Here is a 19,065-nt window from a genome sequence, read left to right as displayed (position 1 = left end):
GAACGAGGCCAGGAACCAGATCAGCACCATCATCGAGAAGATCGTGGTGCCGGCACGATGCAGGAACATCTTCGCCCGCGTGAAGACGCCGATGGCGATCGATTTCAGGCGCGGCATCTTGTAGTCGGGCAGCTCCAGCATGAACGGCGCCGGCGCATAGTCCCGCAGCATGAAGAACTTGATCAGGAACGAGACGAGCAGCGCGCTGACGATGCCGGTCGCGTAGAGGCCGAACATCACGAGGCCCTGGAGGTTGATGATGCCCCAGACATCCTTGGCCGGAATGAAGGCCGAGATGATCAGCGTGTAGACGGGAATGCGCGCCGAGCAGGTCATCAGCGGCGCGATCAGGATCGTGGTCAGGCGGTCGCGCTTGTTGTCGATGACGCGCGTGGCCATGATGCCGGGAATGGCGCAGGCGAAGCTCGACAGCAGCGGAATGAAGGCGCGGCCGTGCAGCCCGGCGCCGCCCATGATGCGGTCCATCAGGAAGGCCGCGCGCGCCATGTAGCCGAAATCTTCCAGCAGCAGGATGAACAGGAAGATGATGATGATCTGCGGCAGGAACACGATCACGCTGCCGACGCCGGAGATCACGCCGTTCTGCAGGAAGCTCTGCAGCAGGCCGCCGGGCAGGGTGTCGTGCACGAACTGGCCGAGCGCGTCGAAGCCCGAGTTCAGCAGATCCATCAGCGGCTGCGCCCAGGCGAACACCGCCTGGAACATCACGAACAGGATCAGCGCCAGCACGATGAGGCCGCCGACGGGGTGGAGCACCACGGAGTCGATCCGCGCGGTCCAGGTGTCGGGCCGGCTCGGCAGGCTGACGCAGTCGGCGATGATGCGGTCGGCCTCGCGCTGGGTGGCGCGCAATTCACCGACGCTGAGCGCGCGCCAGTTGTTTTCCTGCGGCTCGGCGACGAGCGCGGCCGAGATATCGTCGGTCAGCTTCAACAGGTCGGCCGTGCCGCCCTTGCGCACCGCGATCGAGGTGACCACGGGAACGCCGAGCTCCTTGGCCAGCCGCTCCACGTCGACGGTGATGCCGCGGCGGCTGGCGATGTCGAACATGTTCAGCACGAGGATCATCGGCCGGCCGGTGCGCTTGAGTTCGAGCAGCAGGCGGATGGTCAGGCGCAGATTGGTCGAGTCGGCCACGCACAGCACGAGGTCGGGCATGGTCTCGCCCGAGGCCTTGCCGAGCACGAAGTCGCGGGTGATCTCCTCGTCCGGGCTGCGGCCGCGCAGCGAGTAGGTGCCGGGGAGGTCGACGACCGAGACCTGGCGGCCGAGCGGGGTGACGAAGAAGCCCTCCTTGCGCTCGACGGTGACGCCCGGATAGTTCGCGACCTTCTGGCGGCTGCCGGTCAGCGCGTTGAAGAGCGAGGTCTTGCCGCTGTTCGGCGTGCCCACCAGGGCGAGATGCAGCAGGGGTGCTTCCATGTGATCAAAGGCCTGGAATCTTGGGTCTGGTCGCGTCAGGCGACGATGATGGCCATGGCTTCACGACGGCGGACCGCGATCGTGATGTTGTCGACGCGCACGGCGATCGGGTCGCGCCCGACGATGCCCTCGTGCAGGACCTCGACCCGGGCGCCCTCGACGAAGCCGAGCTCGATCAGCCGGCTTTCGAGTTCGGCATCGGGCAGCGCGGAGCCGACGCCCTTGGCTGAAAGGTGCTGGATGACGCCCTTGTAGCCGCGCTGGGCCAATCCCAGGGGCATCTGCGGGGGCATGTCGGTGTTGTCGGCCATGCCCTGTATTTTCAACGGCAGGCGGGCAGGTCAAGCGGGCTGATCCGCCCGGAGCTGCATCTTAGAGTGATTATAAAGTGCAGAAGGCGGACGAGCCCGTCAGGGCTCGTGACCGTTATTGCGCCGGCACCTTTTGCTCCGGCTGGGCGGCCAGGGCGCGGCTCCTGAAGTAGTCCAGGACGAAGAGGCGGATCGCCGAGGACAAATTGCCCTGCTGGCGGTTGCCGTCGATCTCGCCGACGAGCTCCGACAGAGTCATGTTGCGCAGGCCGGAGATCTCCTTCATGCCGTTCCAGAACGCCTCTTCCAGGCTGACGCTGGTCTTGTGGCCGGCGACGACGATCGATCGCTTGACGACGGGCGACTTCATGGCTGCTCCTCGCGATCGATCTGATGCCGGTCCAGATGCTCCTTCGCCTGGTCCGCGCGCTTCTCCTCCGCCGATCGCTCCGCCTTCGTTCGGCCGAACTTCGCCCGGTTGGCGTCCGCCTGCTTCGCCGAGGCTTCCCGGTCGGCGCGCTTCCGGAAACGGTTCAGGTTGATGACGTTCCCCATGCCGCGTCTCCATCATCCGATCCTCTGCAGGCAGGATGAAACATCCAGAAACAAGGCGCCGCGCTGCGCCCCACAAGACTTGATCGTCATTCGCTTGTCCTCGTCAATCGGGCCCTCGGGCCATCAAACGATGAATTTCGCTCTCGGAGGGATGCGTAGCACGCACCCTGGCCGCGGCATTGACGGTAATCAAATCCTGCCCGTTAAGCCCTACAATTATGCGATTCCGGGCCTCCGTATCATTACGGATGACTATCGGAATTCGGAATTCACCCCGGCCGGGTCATCTTCTCCGGCTGCACCAGGCGGTCGAATTCCTCCGCCGAGACGAAGCCGAGGCGGAGCGCCTCCTCCTTCAGCGTGGTGCCGTTAGCGTGCGCCGTCTTCGCGACCTTGGCCGCGTTGTCGTAGCCGATCTTGGGCGCGAGCGCCGTCACCAGCATCAGCGAGCGCTGCATCAGCTCGCGGATGCGCTTCTCGTCGGCGCGGATGCCGCTCACGCAGTGCTCGGTGAACGAACGCGCCGCGTCCGCCATGATGCGGATCGAGTGCAGCATGTTGTAGGCGAGCACGGGCTTGTAGACGTTGAGCTCGAAATGCCCCTGGCTGCCGGCGACCGTGATCGCGGTGTGATTGCCGAACACCTGGCAGCACACCATGGTCATCGCCTCGCACTGCGTCGGGTTGACCTTGCCCGGCATGATCGAGGAGCCCGGCTCGTTCTCCGGCAGGATCAATTCGCCGAGGCCCGAGCGCGGGCCTGATCCCAGCAGGCGGATGTCGTTGGCGATCTTGAACAGCCCGGTCGCCACCGAATTGATCGCGCCATGCGCGAGCACATAGGCGTCGTTCGAGGCCAGCGCCTCGAATTTGTTGGCGGCGCTGGTGAAGGGCAGCTTGGTGATCGCGGCGGCGTGCTTGGCGAACAGTTTCGCGAAGCGCGGCTTCGAGTTGAGCCCGGTGCCGACGGCGGTGCCGCCCTGCGCGAGCGGATAGAGGTCCTTCACCGCGACCTTGAGCCGGGCGATGCCGCTCTCGACCTGCGCGGCATAGCCGGAAAATTCCTGCCCGAGCGTCAGCGGCGTCGCATCCTGCGTGTGGGTGCGGCCGATCTTGACGATGCGGGCGAACTCCTTCTCCTTCTTGCGCAGCGCGCGATGCAATTCGCCGAGCGCCGGGACCAGGTCGGCGTTGATGCGGCTCGCGGCCGCGATGTGCATCGCCGTCGGAAACGAGTCGTTCGACGACTGGCTCATGTTGACGTGGTCGTTCGGATGCACCGGCTTCTTGGCGCCGAGCTCGCCTCCGAGCAGTTCGTTGGCGCGGTTGGCGATCACCTCGTTGAGATTCATGTTGGTCTGCGTGCCGGAGCCGGTCTGCCACACCACAAGCGGGAAATGGTCGTCGAGCTTGCCCTCGATCACCTCGCGCGCGGCGCGGATGATCGCATTGGCGCGGCGCTGGTCGAGCAGGCCGAGCTCGCGGTTGGACTGGGCGGCCGCAAGCTTGACGATGCCGAGCGCATGCACGAGCGAGATCGGCATGCGGTCCTCGCCGATGCGGAAGTTCTGGCGGGAGCGCTCGGTCTGCGCTCCCCAGTAGCGATCGGCGGGGACCTCGATGGGACCGAAGCTGTCGGTCTCGATGCGGGAGGCGGGGCGTCGTGCGGAGCGGGTCGTCTTGTCCATGAGCATGATCCATCCTGCCGCGCCACGGCGCGCGGCCTTTCATGGGCTCATCTATACAGACAGTTTGGCCGGGCGTGACTGCCGCGGGCGCAACCTAGATCATTTCTTGCGGAAACGATCGAGCCGCACCACCTCGGCGCCGCCCTGGCTGGGCGGGGTCGGCTCCTCCGTGGCGTCAGTGTTCTCGGCGACGGGCGCAGGCACGGCTGCCGGAGCGGACGCCGCGGGCAGCGTCTCGGGCGCCACTTCGGCGACATCGGAGGTGTCGAAGGTCAGGCCGAATTTCACGGACGGATCGAGGAAGCTCTTGATCGCGCTGAACGGCACCACCAGCCGCTCCGGAATGCCGCCGAAGGAGAGGCCGACCTCGAAACGGTCTTCCAGCACGGTCAGGTCCCAGAACTGATGCTGCAGGATGATCGTCATCTCTTCCGGATATTGTGCGAGCAGTCGCGGCGACAGCTTCACGCCCTCGGCCTTCGACACGAAGGTGATGAAGAAGTGGTGCTCGCCCGGCAGGCCGTGGGCCGCGGCATCGGTCAGCACCTTCCGCAGCACGCCGCGCAGCGCGTCGCGGGCCAGCACATCGTATCGGATATGATCGGTCGCCATGGTGGTCCTGTTGCATTCCCGGGAGCCGGTCCTGCCGGTCCGACTCGCCAAGCCGCGATAGTAACGCGCCTGACGGGTCAGCAGGAGTCCCCGCCGGGAAAGAAATGAAAGGCAAGTGGAGGCTTCTGTTGCCAGGTGCCTCCGAACCCCGCCTAGCGGAGCTTAACCCGCTAGGACTTTAAAGTGGTCTTTCAAACTGCGTTACGCAGCCTGAGCAACCGGAGCAAAGTTGTCGTTGGCAACTATTGCAGTAGCCCGATAACGGCGGAACAATACCGGGAAAAAGCACGCCCTTTACGCCCTCGTCGATCCTATTTCGCCCCCGCCGAAGCTCAGCTGCCCGAACGGGCCGGGGCCCGTTGTGCGATGAGCTTTGGTGGAGGCGCCGGGTACCGCCCCCGGGTCCGAATGGTTTATTGCGACGACCGTTTATTTCCATAGCCGGCGAACCGGCACCCCCAATATAGGGGGCAAAGGTTTCAAAAAACAGAGGTTTCGCGCAGGCCCGGCGCGGTTCCCTTTGGATAGGTTCCGGACGGCCTTGGCCGCGCTGCGGCCGCCGTTCTAAGCTCTTGGCATGTCCGAGGATTCACCACCGGCCGCCGAAGAGCCGGACCTTCCCGCCGCGCACGGCGTTCCGCCCAGCCTGCCCGCCTTGTTCATGGCCTTCGCCAGGATGTCGCTGGCGGGTTTCGGCGGGGTGCTGGTGTTTGCCCGCCGCGCCATCGTCGACCAGCACCGCTGGATGACGGCCGACGAGTTCAACGAAACCTTCGCGCTGTGCCATTTCCTGCCCGGGCCGAACATCGTCAACCTTTCGATGGTGTTCGGTGCGCGGCTGCGCGGACTCGCCGGCGGCGTCGCCGCCTTCGCCGGACTGTTGCTGCCGCCGACGCTGATCATGACCGTGCTCGCGGTGATCTACGCCCGTTTCGGCGACCTCGACGTGCTGCGCCGCAGCCTCGCCGGAATTTCCTGCGCGGCCGTCGGCCTGCTGATCGCCGTCGTGTTCCGCATGATGACGCCGCTGTTCAAGCGCATGGATGCGCTCGCCTTCATCCTGATGCTCGCAGTGTTCATCGCCATCGGCGTGGTCCGACTGCCGCTCCAGGCGGTGTTGCTGATCGCGATTCCTCTCAGCATCGGCGCGACCTTCATCCTGCGACGGAAGGTAGCAGCATGAATTCAGAGAACCCGATCTGGGCGCTGATCTCCACCTTTGGTCTTATGTCGTTGTTCGCCGTCGGCGGCGCCGCGGCCGCCGTTCCGGAGATGCATCGCATTGCGGTAGACGTGCATCACTGGATGACCGACAAGCAGTTCGCCGATGCCTACGCGATCGCGCAGCTCTCGCCTGGCCCCAACGTCCTGATCGTCACGCTGATCGGCTACACCGTCGCCGGCATTCCCGGCGCGCTCGCTGCAACGCTTGCGATGTGCCTGCCGACCGCGCTGCTTGCCTATTATGTCAGCCGGCTCTTGAACCGTCCGAGCCAGTCGCGCTGGCCCGCCTTGATTCAAGCCGCGCTCGTTCCTCTGTCGATCGGACTGATGGCCGCCAGCGCCCTGGTCCTCGCCCAGTCGACCGGCCGCGGCGCCGCTGCACTGTTTTTGATCGCGGCGGTTGCGATCATCGCCAGCCTGTCGCGCATCAACCCGCTGTGGCTTCTGCTCGCCGGGGGCCTGTTGGGTTTTGCTGGCATTGTGTGATGAAAATCGCTAGGCAGTGAAGTGGGCGGGGGATCCAATTCCAGCCGATTAAAACAACAACACTCGTGACTTGCGGGTCGCGGAGGAGACAACCATGGCCGAAACGATGGGCCACTCGGCGACAGCCACCCGCAACACGTCGGTGGCGATCGGCTTCTGTCTGCTGGCCCTGGCGCCGCAGATTTTCGAATTCATCTGGTCGATCGGAACGATCTTCGGCTGGGGCGCCGGTCGCAATCCGGTGGCGGTCGTGACCGGCCATCTGTCCGCGCTGCTCATCGGCGCGCCGGGCGCGATATTCGGATCGCTGGGCGGCGATGCCAAGAAAGCATCGTCCGACGTGCTGCTGGCGCTGATCTATTCCTATCCGTTGTTCGCGGTGGCGATCGCCACGCTGTTCATGACGATCAGGTCGGCACAGGATTACGTCGGCGGCATCATCCTGATGGCGCTCGCTCTGTTCGCGCTGTGGGCGTCGAGCGATCTGCAGGGCATGCGCGGCTTCTCGTTCGGCGCCGGCACCGCGCCGCGGATGTTCGGCGGACTGCTCGTGGCCCTGTCCGCAGGCATCGCGCTGACGGGCCTTCTGACCGAGGGACCCGCGCTCGCCCATTATTCCTGGCGCGGGCCTCTGTTCGTGATGGTCTCGATCCTGTTTTTCGCCCTCGCGATCCGCCCGCTCGGCCTCGTCGTCTCGGCCTTCGTGAGCTTCCTGATCGCGGCGATGGGATCGCACGAAACGCGCTGGCTCGAAGCCGCCATCGTCGGCGCCTGCCTGACGCTCGGCTGCGCGCTGCTCTTCCCCTACGTGCTCGGGCTTCCGATGCCGATGTTCCCGCGTTTCCTGGTTCAGTGAGGGCGTGATGGTCGATCTCTTTGCCAACCTCGCTCACGGTTTTGCCGTCGCGTTCTCGCCGATCAACCTGCTGATGTGCCTGATCGGTGCCCTCGTCGGCACCCTGGTCGGCGTGCTGCCGGGCATCGGCACCATCGCGACGGTGGCGATGCTCCTGCCGATCACCTTCGGTCTGCCGCCGGTCGGTGCGCTGATCATGCTCGCCGGCATCTATTACGGCGCGCAATATGGCGGCTCGACCACGTCGATCCTGGTCAACATTCCCGGCGAGGCGACGTCGGTCGTCACCGCCATCGACGGCCACCAGATGGCCAAGCAGGGCCGCGCCGGCCCGGCGCTGGCGATCGCGGCGATCGGCTCGTTCTTCGCCGGCTGCGTCGCAACCGTCCTCATCGCCGTTCTCGGCGCGCCGCTGACCAAGCTCGCGCTGGCCTTTGGTCCGGCCGAGTATTTCTCGCTGATGGTGCTCGGCCTGATCTTCGCGGTGGTGCTGGCCAAGGGCTCGGTGCTGAAGGCGATCGCGATGATCGTGTTCGGCCTGCTGCTGTCGATGGTCGGTTCGGACATCGAGACCGGTGCCTCGCGCATGGCGTTCAACATTCCGGAACTGGCCGACGGTCTCGGCTTTGCGACGGTCGCGATGGGTGTGTTCGGCTTTGCCGAGATCATCCGCAATCTCGACGTCGGTGCGGAGATGAACCGCGACCTCGTGCAGCAGAAGATCACCGGCCTGATGCCGACCCGCAAGGATCTGGTCGATTCGACGCCGGCGATCCTGCGCGGCACCGTGCTCGGCTCGATCCTCGGCATCCTGCCCGGCGGCGGCGCGGTGATCGCGTCGTTCGCGGCCTACACGCTCGAGAAGAAGATCGCCAAGAACCCCTCGCGGTTCGGCCGCGGCGCGATCGAGGGCGTGGCGGCGCCGGAAAGCGCCAACAACGCGGCCGCGCAGACCTCCTTCATCCCGCTGCTGACGCTCGGCATCCCGCCGAACGCGGTGATGGCGCTGATGGTGGGGGCGATGACCATTCACGGCATCGTGCCGGGTCCGCAGGTCATGCAGAAGCAACCCGACCTGGTCTGGGGCATGATCGCCTCGATGTGGATCGGCAACCTCATGCTGATCATCATCAACCTGCCGCTGGTCGGCATCTGGGTGCGGCTGTTGCGGGTGCCTTACCGGCTGATGTTCCCCTCGATCGTGATCTTCTGCGCGATCGGCATCTATTCGGTGAACAACGCGCCGGTCGACGTCATCCTCGCCGGCGTGTTCGGCCTCGTCGGCTACTGGCTGATCAAGCACGATTTCGAGCCGGCGCCGCTGCTGCTCGGCATGGTGCTGGGGCCGCTGATGGAGGAGAACCTGCGCCGCGCGCTGCTGATCTCGCGCGGCGACTGGAGCGTGTTCCTGACGCGCCCGCTGTCGGCGGCGCTGCTCGCGATCGCGGCCTTCCTCCTGGTGCTGACGGTGCTGCCGGTGCTGCGGGCCAAGCGCGACGAGGTGTTCACCGAATCCGAGAACTGATCGCGGACGTGCCTGCGTCGGCACGCCGCATTCGGAAGTCGAATCGACTTGTGTGATGTCTTCGTGAAATGAAAATGCCGGCCATGTGGCCGGCATTTTTGTTTGTGTCCGAAAGGATCGAAATGACTTCCATTCGCGCGCTTGCGGGCGCATGTGCCGCGGCGTTCGCATCGCTGTGCGCCGTTGTCGCGCCGGTGCAGGCGCAGACCTATCCGACACGCAGCGTCACCATGATCGTGCCGTTCGCGGCCGGCGGTCCGACCGACGTGATCGCGCGCATCGTCACCGCGCACATGGCGCAGACGCTCGGGCAGAGCATCATCATCGAGAACGTCGTCGGTGCCGGCGGCACCACCGCGACCACGCGCGCCGCGCGCGCGGCCAATGACGGCTACACGCTGATCACGGGTCACATGGGCACGCATGCCGCATCCGTGCCGCTCTATCCGAAGCTCGCCTATCATCCGGAGAAGGACTTCGAGCCGATCGCGCTGCTCGCGGGCACGCCGATCCTGATCCTGGCGCGCAAGGACTTTCCGCCGAAGGACCTCAAGGAATTCGTCACCTACGTGAAGGCCAATGCCGAGAAGGTGAATGCGGCGCATGCCGGCATCGGCTCGGTCTCGCATGTGTCCTGCGAGCTCCTGCACTCCATCCTCGACATCAAGCCGGTCGGCGTGCCCTTCAACGGCACGGGACCCGCGATGAACGCGCTGGTGGCCGGGCAGGTCGACTACATGTGCGACCAGATCGTCAACGCCGTGCCGCAGATCAACGCGGGCACCATCAAGGCCTATGCGATCGCGACGCCGGAGCGCAATCCGTCGCTGCCGAACGTGCCGACGACGGCGGAAGCCGGCCTGCCGGCGTTCCAGGCGCAGGCCTGGAACGCGATGTTCGCGCCGAAGGGAACCTCGCCCGCAATCTTGGCGAGCCTGAACGCGGCGGCCGTCAAGGCGCTCGACGACGAGAACGTGCGCAAGCGCCTGCTCGAACTCGGCAGCGTCATTCCGGGACCCGCAGACCGGACGCCGGAGGCGCTGGCCGCACTCGTGAAGTCCGAGATCGCGAAGTGGAGCCCGGTGCTCAAGCCGGCAACTTAGCCTGCAGGATCAAGCCGATAGGGAGGGGCGGGACGCTGAGTTCCGCCCCTTGCCGTTTGCTGCCGGAACACTCACTTTTCGGGGTATAATCGGCACCGGCGGCGAATCGATGCTGTCGCAGCGCAGGAGCGGCCGTTAAGTTCGCCGACCTCCCCAAAGGCTCATTGGCACATGCACCAGTATCAGGACCTGCTCGAGCGGATTCTCTCAGACGGCGCCGAGAAGACCGACCGGACCGGCACCGGCACGCTGTCGGTGTTCGGCCATCAGATGCGCTTCAATCTGTCCGCCGGCTTCCCGATGCTGACCACCAAGCGGCTGCCGCTGAAGGCGATCGTGCATGAGCTGTTGTGGTTCCTGAAGGGCGACACCAACATCAAATATCTCCGCGACAACGGCGTCACCATCTGGGACGAGTGGGCGGATGCCAATGGCGATCTCGGTCCGGTCTACGGTCACCAATGGCGCTCCTGGCCGGCGCCCGACGGCCGCACCATCGACCAGATCTCCGATGTCATCGACATGATCAAGCGCAGTCCGGACTCGCGCCGGCTGATCGTCTCGGCCTGGAATCCGGCCGAAGTCGACAAGATGGCGCTGCCGCCGTGTCACTGCCTGTTCCAGTTCTACGTCGCGAACGGAAAGCTGTCGTGCCAGCTCTACCAGCGTTCGGCCGACGTGTTCCTCGGCGTGCCCTTCAATATCGCGTCCTACGCGCTGCTCACCATGATGGTGGCGCAGGTCACGGGGCTGAAGCCCGGCGAATTCGTGCACTCGCTCGGTGACACGCATCTGTATTCCAACCATCTCGAACAGGCGCGGCTCCAGCTCACCCGCGCCCCGCGCGCCCTGCCGGTGATGCGCATCAATCCCGACGTGAAGGACATCTTCTCCTTCCGCTACGAGGATTTCGAGCTCGTCGGCTACGACCCGCATCCGCATATCAAGGCGGAAGTCGCGGTCTAGCGCCGATGTCCCTGAGCATCCGCCGCGCGCGTCCTGATGAAGCAGGGCTCGTTCTTGCTTTCATCCGCGAGCTGGCCGACTACGAGAAGCTCTCGCACGAGGTCGAGGCGACGGAAGCGAACATCGCCGATGCCCTCTTCGGTGCAAGCCCGAGGCTCTATTGCGCGATCGCCGAGTGGCAGGGCGAGCCGGTGGGCTTCGCGGTCTGGTTCGTCAATTTCTCCACCTTCAGCGGCCGCCACGGCATCTATCTCGAAGACCTGTATGTGAGGCCGTCGCACCGGGGCAGGGGCCTCGGCAAGGCACTGCTGGTCCATCTCGCGAAGGAATGCGTCGACAACGGCTGGTCGCGCCTGCAATGGGCGGTGCTCGACTGGAACGCGCCGTCGATCGCCTTCTACAAATCGCTCGGCGCCGTGATGATGGACGACTGGACGCTGTGCCGCGTCACCGGACCCGCGCTGACGCGGCTCGCGGGGAAAGGTTCCTGATGGAGATCGTCTTCGTGGTGGCGATCGCGGAGAACGGCGTCATCGGCGCGGGCAACGCGATCCCGTGGCGGCTGAAGTCCGACATGGCGCGCTTCAAGGCGCTCACGATCGGCAAGCCGGTCGTCATGGGACGGAAAACATTTGAATCCCTGCGCCGCCCGCTTCCCGGCCGCACCAACATCGTCATCACGCGCGATGCGAATTATCGCGCCGCCGGTGCCGTCGTCACGACATCGTCCGTCGATGCGGCGGCGGTTGCGCGCGGCGATGCCCTGCGGCGTTCGGTCGCCGAGATCGCGGTGATCGGCGGCGCCGAGATTTATCGGCAATGGCTCGATCGCGCGGATCGTCTCGAAATCACCGAAGTGCATGCGCGCCCCGAAGGCGACACGCATTTCGACATCGACAGGGCCGATTGGGATGAGGTCGAGCGCATCCGTCATCCTGCCGGCCCCGACGACGGCGCCGACTTCTCCTATGTGACATATCGTCGGCGGCCGCGCCATTAACCGCATTCGCCAATGTTTACATTGACTTTTTTGTGCCCGAACATAGCTCCGGAGACGGTCATCGGCGCGTTGTAAGGGACCTGCCGGTCCCCTATAAAGCCGGACCGGACAATGCGGGCTGGGCGAGTTCTAGTGCCGGTCTGCCGAGGAGACTGTTGAATGCCGTGGAAAAATCAGGGCGGTGGCCCATGGGGCTCGGGTCCAAAAGGACCATGGGGCACAGGTCCGCAACCGGTCGGGCCGAGGCCGCCGGATCTGGAGGACCTTCTGCGGCGCGGCCAGGACCGGCTCCAGCAGATCATGCCGGGTGGCTATTTTTCCGGCATCGGCATCACGCTCATCCTCCTGCTGATCATCGCGTTCTGGCTGCTGTCGGGCTTCTTCCGCGTGCAGTCCGAAGAACTCGGTGTCGTGCTTCGGTTCGGCAAGCATGTCCGTACCGTGCAGCCGGGCCTGAACTATCACCTGCCGTACCCGATCGAGACCGTGCTGCTGCCGAAGGCGCTGCGTGTCTCCACGATCTCCATCGGCATGACGTTGATCGAGGATCCGGCCCGCCGCGGCCGCTCGATCCGTGACGTTCCGGAAGAGAGCCTGATGCTCACCGGCGACGAGAACATCGTCGACGTCGACTTCACCGTGCTTTGGCGCATCAAGCCCGACGGTGTCGGCGACTTCCTCTTCAACATCCAGAATCCCGAAGGCACCGTGAAGGCGGTCGCCGAGAGCGCGATGCGCGAGGTGATCGGCCGCTCCAACATCCAGCCGATCCTGACCGGTGCGCGCAACGTCACCGAGCAGGGCGTGCAGGAACTGATGCAGAGGACGCTCGACAGCTACGGCTCGGGCATCCTCATCACTCAGGTGCAGATGCAGAAGGTCGATCCGCCCGCGCAGGTGATCGACGCGTTCCGCGACGTGCAGGCGGCGCGTGCCGACCTCGAGCGTCTGCAGAACGAGGCGCAGACCTATGCCAACCAGGTCGTGCCGCAGGCGCGCGGACGTGCTTCGCAGATCCTGCAGGCCGCAGAAGGCTACAAGGAGCAGGCCGTCGCCGAGGCCAAGGGCCAGAGCGCGCGCTTCCTGAATGTGTACGAGGAATACAAGAAGGCGCCCGACGTGACGCGTGAACGGATCTATCTGGAGACGATGGAGCGCGTGCTCGGCGGCTCGGAAAAGCTCGTCTATGACGGCGGCCCCTCGGGGCAGGGCGTCGTGCCCTATCTGCCGCTCGGCGAATTGTCGCCCAAGCGCGCGCCTACGACCGGTCCGCAGTCGAGCGGAGGCAACCGATGAGGTCTCCGGTTACAGGCATCGTCGCGCTGCTCGCGCTCCTGCTCGTCGTGGTCGTGGCCTACATGTCGCTGTTCACGGTGCAGCAGACCGAGCAGACCATCGTGCTGCGGTTCGGCGAACCCGTCGACGTCGTCACCGATCCCGGCCTGCACTTCAAGGCGCCTTGGAATTCGGTGATCAACATCGACAAGCGGATCCTCGATCTCGAGAACCCGTCGCAGGAGGCGATCGCCTCCGACCAGAAGCGGCTCGTGGTCGACGCCTTCGCGCGCTACCGCATCAAGAACGCGCTGCGCTTCTACCAGAGCGTCGGCTCGATCCAGGCTGCCAACCTTCAGCTCACCACGCTCCTGAACGCGGCGCTGCGCCGCGTGCTGGGCGAGGTCACCTTCATCAACGTGGTGCGCGACGATCGCGAGAAGCTGATGCAGCGCATTCGCGATCAGCTCGATCGCGAGGCCGACGGCTACGGCATCCAGGTCGTCGACGTCCGTATCCGCCGCGCCGACCTGCCGGAACAGAACAGCCAGGCGGTCTACCAGCGCATGAAGACGGAACGTGAGCGCGAAGCCGCCGAGTTCCGCGCGCAGGGCGGCCAGAAGGCGCAGGAGATCCGCTCCAAGGCCGACCGCGAGGCGACCGTCATCATCGCGGAGGCCAATTCGCAGGCCGAGCAGACCCGCGGTGCAGGCGACGCCGAGCGCAACCGCCTGTTCGCCGAAGCCTACAGCAAGGATGCCGACTTCTTCGCCTTCTACCGGTCGATGACGGCCTACGAGAACGGGTTGCGGTCCAACGACACCCGCTTCCTGCTGCGGCCGGACTCGGACTTCTTCCGTTATTTCGGCAGCCCGCACGGCAAGGCGGGTGCCGAGACACCGGCGCAGGCCAAGCCCTAAGACATATCGACCAGGAGGACGGGCGGCGCTTCTGCCGCCCTTTCTCACAACAAGAACAACATCAGGGAAGGTTCCAATCCGATGAGGTCCATAGCGTTCGCCGACTTCCTCATCGGCTTGGGCGTTCTATTCGTGCTGGAAGGCCTGATGTTCGCGGCAAGCCCGAGCTGGATGCGCAAGGCCATGAAGAGCGCGATGGCCACCCCCGACAATGTGTTGCGGGCGGTGGGGATCGGTTCGGCCGTGGCGGGACTGATCCTGATCTGGTTCATGCGTCGTCCGATTTAGCCGCTCCGCCAACGCCAAAGTGAAGCCTGCGGACGGTTTTTCGCCGTAATATCCGCCTCGCGAGGCTCGTTAACCTCTGTGCTTGCGCCGTCCCCCCGTTCGAGCGCAGTGTTGGGCCCGAATCCTTTTTCTCTGGAGATCACAATGATCGCTGCCACGATTGCCCCGACCCGCTTGCGCGATTCCGTGCGACTTGGCGTGCGCCTGGGGCTGGCCGCGCTCGCCATCGGCGCTGTCAGTGCGTTCGGCTCGCCGGCCCATGCGCGCGGACCGGAAGGCATCGCCGACGTCGCCGAGAAGGTGATCGACGCCGTGGTCAACATCTCGACGTCGCAGACCGTCGAGGCCAAGGGGGGCGGCAGCAACACCATGCCGCAACTGCCGCCCGGCTCGCCCTTCGAGGAATTCTTCGACGACTTCTTCAAGAACCGCCGCGGCCCCGGCGGCGGAAGCAAGGGCGGCGACAACAGCCCGCCGCGCAAGGCCAATTCGCTCGGCTCCGGCTTCATCATCGACACCTCCGGTGTCGTCGTGACCAACAATCACGTCATCGCGGATGCCGACGAGATCAACGTCATTCTCAACGACGGCACCAAGATCAAGGCGGAGCTTGTCGGCGTCGACAAGAAGACCGACCTTGCCGTGCTGAAGTTCAAGCCGCCGAAGCCGCTCGTCGCGGTGAAGTTCGGCGACTCCGACAAGCTGCGCCTCGGCGACTGGGTGATCGCGATCGGCAATCCCTTCAGTCTCGGCGGGACGGTGACGGCCGGCATCGTGTCGGCCAAGAACCGCGACATCTCGTCGGGACCGTATGACAGCTACATCCAGACCGACGCCGCCATCAACCGCGGCAATTCCGGCGGCCCGCTGTTCAATCTCGAAGGCGACGTCATCGGCGTCAACACGCTGATCATCTCGCCCTCCGGCGGCTCGATCGGCATCGGCTTCGCCGTGCCGTCGAAGACGGTCGCGGGTGTGGTCGATCAGCTCCGTCAGTTCGGCGAGCTCCGCCGCGGCTGGCTCGGCGTGCGCATCCAGGGCGTGACGGACGAGATCGCCGAGAGCCTCAACATCAAGCCGGCGCGCGGCGCGCTCGTCGCGGGTGTCGATGACAAGGGCCCGGCCAAGCCGGCCGGCATCGAGCCCGGCGACGTCGTCGTCAAGTTCGACGGCAAGGACATCAAGGATCCGAAGGATCTTTCCCGCGTCGTCGCCGACACGGCCGTCGGCAAGGACGTCGAGGTCGTCGTCATCCGCAAGGGCAAGGAGGAGACCCGGAAGGTCACGCTCGGCCGCCTGCAGGATCCCGACAAGGTGCAGGCCGCGGTGAAGACCGACGAGCCCGCCCCCGAGAAGCCGGTGACGCAGAAGGCGCTCGGCCTCGATCTCGCGACGCTCAGCAAGGACCTGCGCACGCGCTACAAGATCAAGGACAGCGTCAAGGGCGTGGTCGTCACCAATGTCGATGCCGGTTCGGACGCCGCCGAGAAGCGGCTTTCCGCCGGCGACGTCATCGTCGAGGTGGCGCAGGAGGCGGTCTCGAGCGGCGCCGACATCCAGAAGCGCGTCGACCAGCTCAAGAAGGACGGCAAGAAGTCGGTGCTGTTGCTCGTCTCGAATGGCGACGGCGAATTGCGGTTCGTGGCGCTGAGCGTGCAGTAAGGCACGCTCTCTGGAACCTCTCATCATGGCCGGGCTTGACCCGGCCATTTCCGTTTTCGCCGCACGGATCGATCAGGACGTGGATGCCCGGGGCAGGCCCGGGCATGACGGCGCAGGCGAGGGTTATGCCTCGACGAACTCGTCCCGCCGATAGCCCTGCGCATAGAGCAGCGCGGTGAGATCGCCATGGTCGATGCGCGCGGCGGCAGCCGCGGCGACGGCCGGCTTTGCGTGGTAGGCCACGCCCAGCCCCGCGGCCTGGATCATCGCGAGATCGTTGGCGCCGTCGCCGACGACCAGCGAGTCGATGTCGTCGAGATCGAACGACTCCATCAAATCCACGAGCGTCGCCAGTTTCGCGGCGCGGCCCAGGATCGGCTCCTTCACCTCGCCGGTGAACTTGCCGTCGCGCACGATGAGTTCGTTGGCGCGGTTCTCCTGGAATCCGATCCTGGCGGCGACCGCGTTGGTGAACAGCGTGAAGCCGCCGGAGACGAGGCAGGTATAGGCGCCGTGCGCGCGCATGGTCGCGACCAGCTCGGGTCCGCCCGGCGTCAGCGTGATGCGCTTTGCCAGCACTTCGTCGACCACGCCGGCCGGAAGATCCTTCAGCAGCGCGACGCGCTCGCGCAGCGCCGGCTCGAACTCGATCTCGCCGCGCATCGCGCGCTCGGTGATGGCCGCAACATGCGCCTTGAGCCCGACGAAATCGGCTAGCTCGTCGATGCATTCCTGCCCGATCATGGTGGAATCCATGTCGGCCAGAAAAAGCCTCTTGCGCCGGAAGCCGGCCGGCTGCACGACGATGTCGATGGGAAGGTCGCCGCGAAGGTCGCGCAACCGTTGCTCGATGGCGTGGCGGTCGCCTTCGAGGTTATCCTGTCCGCCGAAGGGAATGTCGACGGCCACGCCGTCGAACAGCCAATGCGCGGGCGCTGCCGCCGGCAGCACGGCGCGGGCACCGTCGACGATGGTGCTGTCGAGTGCGGGATTGGCGGGGTTGCAGATCAGCGTGGCGACGAGGGACATTTGAGGTTTTCGTGACTAAGGGCCAGGTCGGCAGAAGGCATGTTGGCAAGGCGGTGCTTATCGCAGGCCCGACCGCCAGCGGCAAGTCGGCGCTCGCGCTCGAGCTGGCGCTGGAGACCGGCGGCACCGTCATCAACGCGGATTCCATGCAGGTCTACCGCGACCTGCGCATCATTACAGCGCGCCCCACAGGGGGCGAGGAGGCGCGGGTGCCGCATCGCCTCTATGGGCATGTCGACGCGGCCGTCAATTTCTCGGCCGGCGCCTGGGTGAGCGAGGCGGCAGTGGCGCTCGAAGAGGCACGGGCGCAGGGAAGGCTGCCGATCTTCATCGGCGGCACGGGGCTCTATTTCAAGGCGCTGACGGCCGGGCTGTCCGTGGTGCCGCCGATCCCCGCGGAGGTGCGGGAGAGCGTGCGCGAGCGGCTGGATCGGCACGGCGTCGAGGCCCTGCATGCGGAACTCGCGCGCCGGGATCCGCGCGCCGCCGAACGATTGAATTTGCGCGACCGTACCCGGATCGCGCGTGCGCTCGAAGTCGTCGAGGCCACCGGGCGGTCGCTGCTCGACTGGCACAGGGAAGGTCAGCCGCCGCTGTTGCCGAGCGACAGCTTCCGCGCGGTGTTCCTCGCGCCCGAGCGCGACGAGCTCTATTCCCGCATCGACGCCCGCTTCGATGCCATGCTCGGCGCCGGCGCCCTGAACGAGGTGGAGCGGCTTGCCGCCCGAAGGCTCGACCCGCTGCTTCCGGCGATGAAGGCGCATGGCGTGCCCGCGATGATCCGGCACCTCAACGGCGAACTCAGTCTGGAGGAAGCCGCAACCATCGGCCGCGCCGACACCCGCCACTACGCCAAGCGGCAATTCACCTGGTTCCGGCACCAGCTGCCCGAGTTCGAATGGGTGAAGCCCCGGGAGGCGCGGGGTTGGCTGGGCGCGGCCGTCAGCGCGGCCTCGGACGCCGGCTGACACGCTTTTGTGGTCCGGGTTCCCGATTTTGCCTCTCGCCGAAGCCGGGGAACACCGCTAGACTGCCAAAATCGCGTGGGAACGGCCGCTTTGCCTTGACATCCGGGCTTTGGTCGGTATGTTTCGCGCAACCTTTGGGAAGCCGAGCGGCTAAAATGCGTAACATTATTACCAAACTTCTTATCGCCGTCGTACCCAGGCACACCGCCGGGGGTGGCTAGCTGCCATCCACAAGACAGGCGGTGTGCAGGGCCCTCTTCGGGGCCTTTTTTATTTCCCGAGCAAGACACGAACGAAGCCGCTGACGACAGCGCATCCGGAGCAAGACAATGAGCGACAAGAGCCACGATCCGAACCAGATGACCGGCGCCGCGATGATCGTCCGCGCGCTCATCGATCATGGCGTGACCGACATTTTCGGCTATCCCGGCGGTGCGGTGCTTCCGATCTACGATGAGATCTTCCAGCAGAGCCAGGTCCAGCACATCCTGGTCCGCCACGAGCAGGGCGCCGGCCACGCCGCCGAGGGATATGCCCGCTCGACCGGCAAGCCGGGCGTCGCGCTGGTCACGTCCGGTCCCGGCGCCACCAACATGGTGACGCCGCTGACCGACGCGCTGATGGATTCGATCCCGCTGGTCTGCATCTCCGGCCAGGTGCCGACGCATCTGATCGGCAACGACGCGTTCCAGGAATGCGACACCGTCGGGATCACGCGTCCCTGCACCAAGCACAATTGGCTGGTGCGCGACGTCAACGATCTGGCCAAGGTGCTGCACGAGGCCTTCTATGTCGCGACGTCCGGCCGTCCGGGTCCGGTGCTCGTCGACGTGCCGAAGGACGTGCAGTTCGCGACCGGCACCTATCATCCGCCGCGCAAGTCCGACGTGCACCGGTCCTACGCGCCGCGCGTGAAGGGCGACGCCATGCAGATCCGCAGGGCCGTGGCGCTGCTCGCCAACGCCAAGCGTCCCGTGATCTACAGTGGCGGCGGCGTGATCAATTCGGGCCCCGAAGCGACCAAATTGCTGCGGGAACTTGTCGAGGTCACCGGTTTCCCCATCACCTCCACCCTGATGGGCCTGGGTGCGTACCCTGCGTCGGGCAAGAACTGGCTCGGCATGCTGGGCATGCACGGCACCTACGAAGCCAAC

At 65.6% G+C, this 19,065-nt stretch carries 21 protein-coding genes and 1 other RNA gene; 14 read left to right on the top strand and 8 right to left on the bottom strand.

Annotation, left to right across the window (positions count from 1 at the left end):
- The 7 genes from feoB to ssrA form a co-directional block, all read right to left on the bottom strand.
- On the bottom strand, positions 1-1,443 hold a 1,443-nt coding region (gene feoB, locus QM712_RS34125), incomplete at its 3' end, for a ferrous iron transporter B (RefSeq protein ID WP_415027555.1).
- A 35-nt stretch (positions 1,444-1,478) separates the two neighbouring features.
- Positions 1,479-1,754, bottom strand: coding sequence for a FeoA family protein (locus QM712_RS34120; RefSeq protein WP_415027554.1), 276 nt, complete (start codon positions 1,752-1,754; stop codon positions 1,479-1,481).
- Between the two features lie 115 nt (positions 1,755-1,869).
- Complete coding sequence (locus QM712_RS34115; RefSeq protein WP_415027553.1) at positions 1,870-2,124, bottom strand: ribbon-helix-helix domain-containing protein; 255 nt, start codon at positions 2,122-2,124, stop codon at positions 1,870-1,872.
- Positions 2,121-2,309, bottom strand: a complete 189-nt coding sequence (locus QM712_RS34110) for a DUF4169 family protein (RefSeq protein WP_415027552.1) — start codon at positions 2,307-2,309, stop codon at positions 2,121-2,123. Before QM712_RS34110 ends, QM712_RS34115 begins: the two co-directional genes overlap by 4 nt.
- Positions 2,310-2,578: 269 nt before the next feature.
- The gene (gene fumC, locus QM712_RS34105; RefSeq protein ID WP_415027551.1) at positions 2,579-3,997 is read right to left on the bottom strand and encodes a class II fumarate hydratase; all 1,419 of its coding nucleotides are present in this window, start codon (positions 3,995-3,997) and stop codon (positions 2,579-2,581) included.
- Between the two features lie 99 nt (positions 3,998-4,096).
- The gene (locus QM712_RS34100) at positions 4,097-4,609 is read right to left on the bottom strand and encodes an SspB family protein (protein WP_415027550.1); all 513 of its coding nucleotides are present in this window, start codon (positions 4,607-4,609) and stop codon (positions 4,097-4,099) included.
- A gap of 114 nt (positions 4,610-4,723) precedes the next feature.
- Positions 4,724-5,102, bottom strand: a transfer-messenger RNA (tmRNA) gene (gene ssrA / locus QM712_RS34095).
- An 84-nt stretch (positions 5,103-5,186) separates the two neighbouring features.
- On the opposite strand from ssrA, the gene QM712_RS34090 reads away from it, so the two are divergent.
- The 12 genes from QM712_RS34090 (at position 5,187) to QM712_RS34035 (ending at position 15,914) form a co-directional block, all read left to right on the top strand.
- Positions 5,187-5,792, top strand: a complete 606-nt coding sequence (locus tag QM712_RS34090) for a chromate transporter (protein ID WP_415027549.1) — start codon at positions 5,187-5,189, stop codon at positions 5,790-5,792.
- Complete coding sequence (locus tag QM712_RS34085; RefSeq protein ID WP_415027548.1) at positions 5,789-6,319, top strand: chromate transporter; 531 nt, start codon at positions 5,789-5,791, stop codon at positions 6,317-6,319. The genes QM712_RS34090 and QM712_RS34085 overlap by 4 nt, the downstream gene beginning before the upstream one ends.
- Positions 6,320-6,413: 94 nt before the next feature.
- On the top strand, positions 6,414-7,175 hold the full coding sequence (locus QM712_RS34080; protein WP_415027547.1) for a tripartite tricarboxylate transporter TctB family protein: 762 nt from the start codon (positions 6,414-6,416) through the stop codon (positions 7,173-7,175).
- Positions 7,176-7,182: 7 nt separating this feature from the next.
- Positions 7,183-8,700: a tripartite tricarboxylate transporter permease gene (locus QM712_RS34075; RefSeq protein ID WP_415027546.1), complete on the top strand. Its 1,518-nt coding sequence runs from the start codon at positions 7,183-7,185 to the stop codon at positions 8,698-8,700.
- A 122-nt stretch (positions 8,701-8,822) separates the two neighbouring features.
- Entirely contained in the window at positions 8,823-9,803 is a 981-nt protein-coding gene (locus tag QM712_RS34070) for a tripartite tricarboxylate transporter substrate binding protein BugD (RefSeq protein WP_415027545.1), read from the top strand.
- Between the two features lie 171 nt (positions 9,804-9,974).
- A complete protein-coding gene (locus QM712_RS34065; protein ID WP_415027544.1) occupies positions 9,975-10,769 on the top strand; it encodes a thymidylate synthase in 795 nt (264 codons plus the stop codon).
- Positions 10,770-10,774: 5 nt separating this feature from the next.
- A complete protein-coding gene (locus tag QM712_RS34060) occupies positions 10,775-11,260 on the top strand; it encodes a GNAT family N-acetyltransferase (RefSeq protein WP_415027543.1) in 486 nt (161 codons plus the stop codon).
- A complete protein-coding gene (locus QM712_RS34055; RefSeq protein WP_415027542.1) occupies positions 11,260-11,769 on the top strand; it encodes a dihydrofolate reductase in 510 nt (169 codons plus the stop codon). Before QM712_RS34060 ends, QM712_RS34055 begins: the two co-directional genes overlap by 1 nt.
- Positions 11,770-11,928: 159 nt before the next feature.
- Positions 11,929-13,065: an FtsH protease activity modulator HflK gene (hflK, locus tag QM712_RS34050; RefSeq protein ID WP_415027541.1), complete on the top strand. Its 1,137-nt coding sequence runs from the start codon at positions 11,929-11,931 to the stop codon at positions 13,063-13,065.
- Positions 13,062-13,964, top strand: a complete 903-nt coding sequence (gene hflC, locus QM712_RS34045; RefSeq protein ID WP_415027540.1) for a protease modulator HflC — start codon at positions 13,062-13,064, stop codon at positions 13,962-13,964. The genes hflK and hflC overlap by 4 nt, the downstream gene beginning before the upstream one ends.
- Before the next feature lie 81 nt (positions 13,965-14,045).
- On the top strand, positions 14,046-14,252 hold the full coding sequence (locus tag QM712_RS34040) for a DUF2065 domain-containing protein (protein WP_415027539.1): 207 nt from the start codon (positions 14,046-14,048) through the stop codon (positions 14,250-14,252).
- Between the two features lie 144 nt (positions 14,253-14,396).
- Positions 14,397-15,914, top strand: coding sequence for a Do family serine endopeptidase (locus tag QM712_RS34035; RefSeq protein ID WP_415027538.1), 1,518 nt, complete (start codon positions 14,397-14,399; stop codon positions 15,912-15,914).
- Positions 15,915-16,037: 123 nt separating this feature from the next.
- Here the strand turns inward: QM712_RS34035 and serB are convergent, their stop codons facing one another.
- Entirely contained in the window at positions 16,038-16,943 is a 906-nt protein-coding gene (serB, locus tag QM712_RS34030) for a phosphoserine phosphatase SerB (RefSeq protein WP_415027537.1), read from the bottom strand.
- Between the two features lie 11 nt (positions 16,944-16,954).
- On the opposite strand from serB, the gene miaA reads away from it, so the two are divergent.
- Both miaA and QM712_RS34020 read left to right on the top strand, forming a co-directional pair.
- Positions 16,955-17,911 (top strand): tRNA (adenosine(37)-N6)-dimethylallyltransferase MiaA, encoded by a 957-nt coding sequence (miaA, locus tag QM712_RS34025; RefSeq protein WP_415027536.1) that lies wholly within the window; start codon positions 16,955-16,957, stop codon positions 17,909-17,911.
- 329 nt (positions 17,912-18,240) lie between these two features.
- On the top strand, positions 18,241-19,065 hold an 825-nt coding region (locus QM712_RS34020), incomplete at its 3' end, for a thiamine pyrophosphate-binding protein (RefSeq protein WP_415027535.1).

It is taken from the genome of Bradyrhizobium sp. (assembly GCF_047605465.1).
Taxonomy (GTDB): Bacteria; Pseudomonadota; Alphaproteobacteria; order Rhizobiales; family Xanthobacteraceae; genus Bradyrhizobium.
This window is presented reverse-complemented; position numbering and strand designations above follow the sequence as displayed.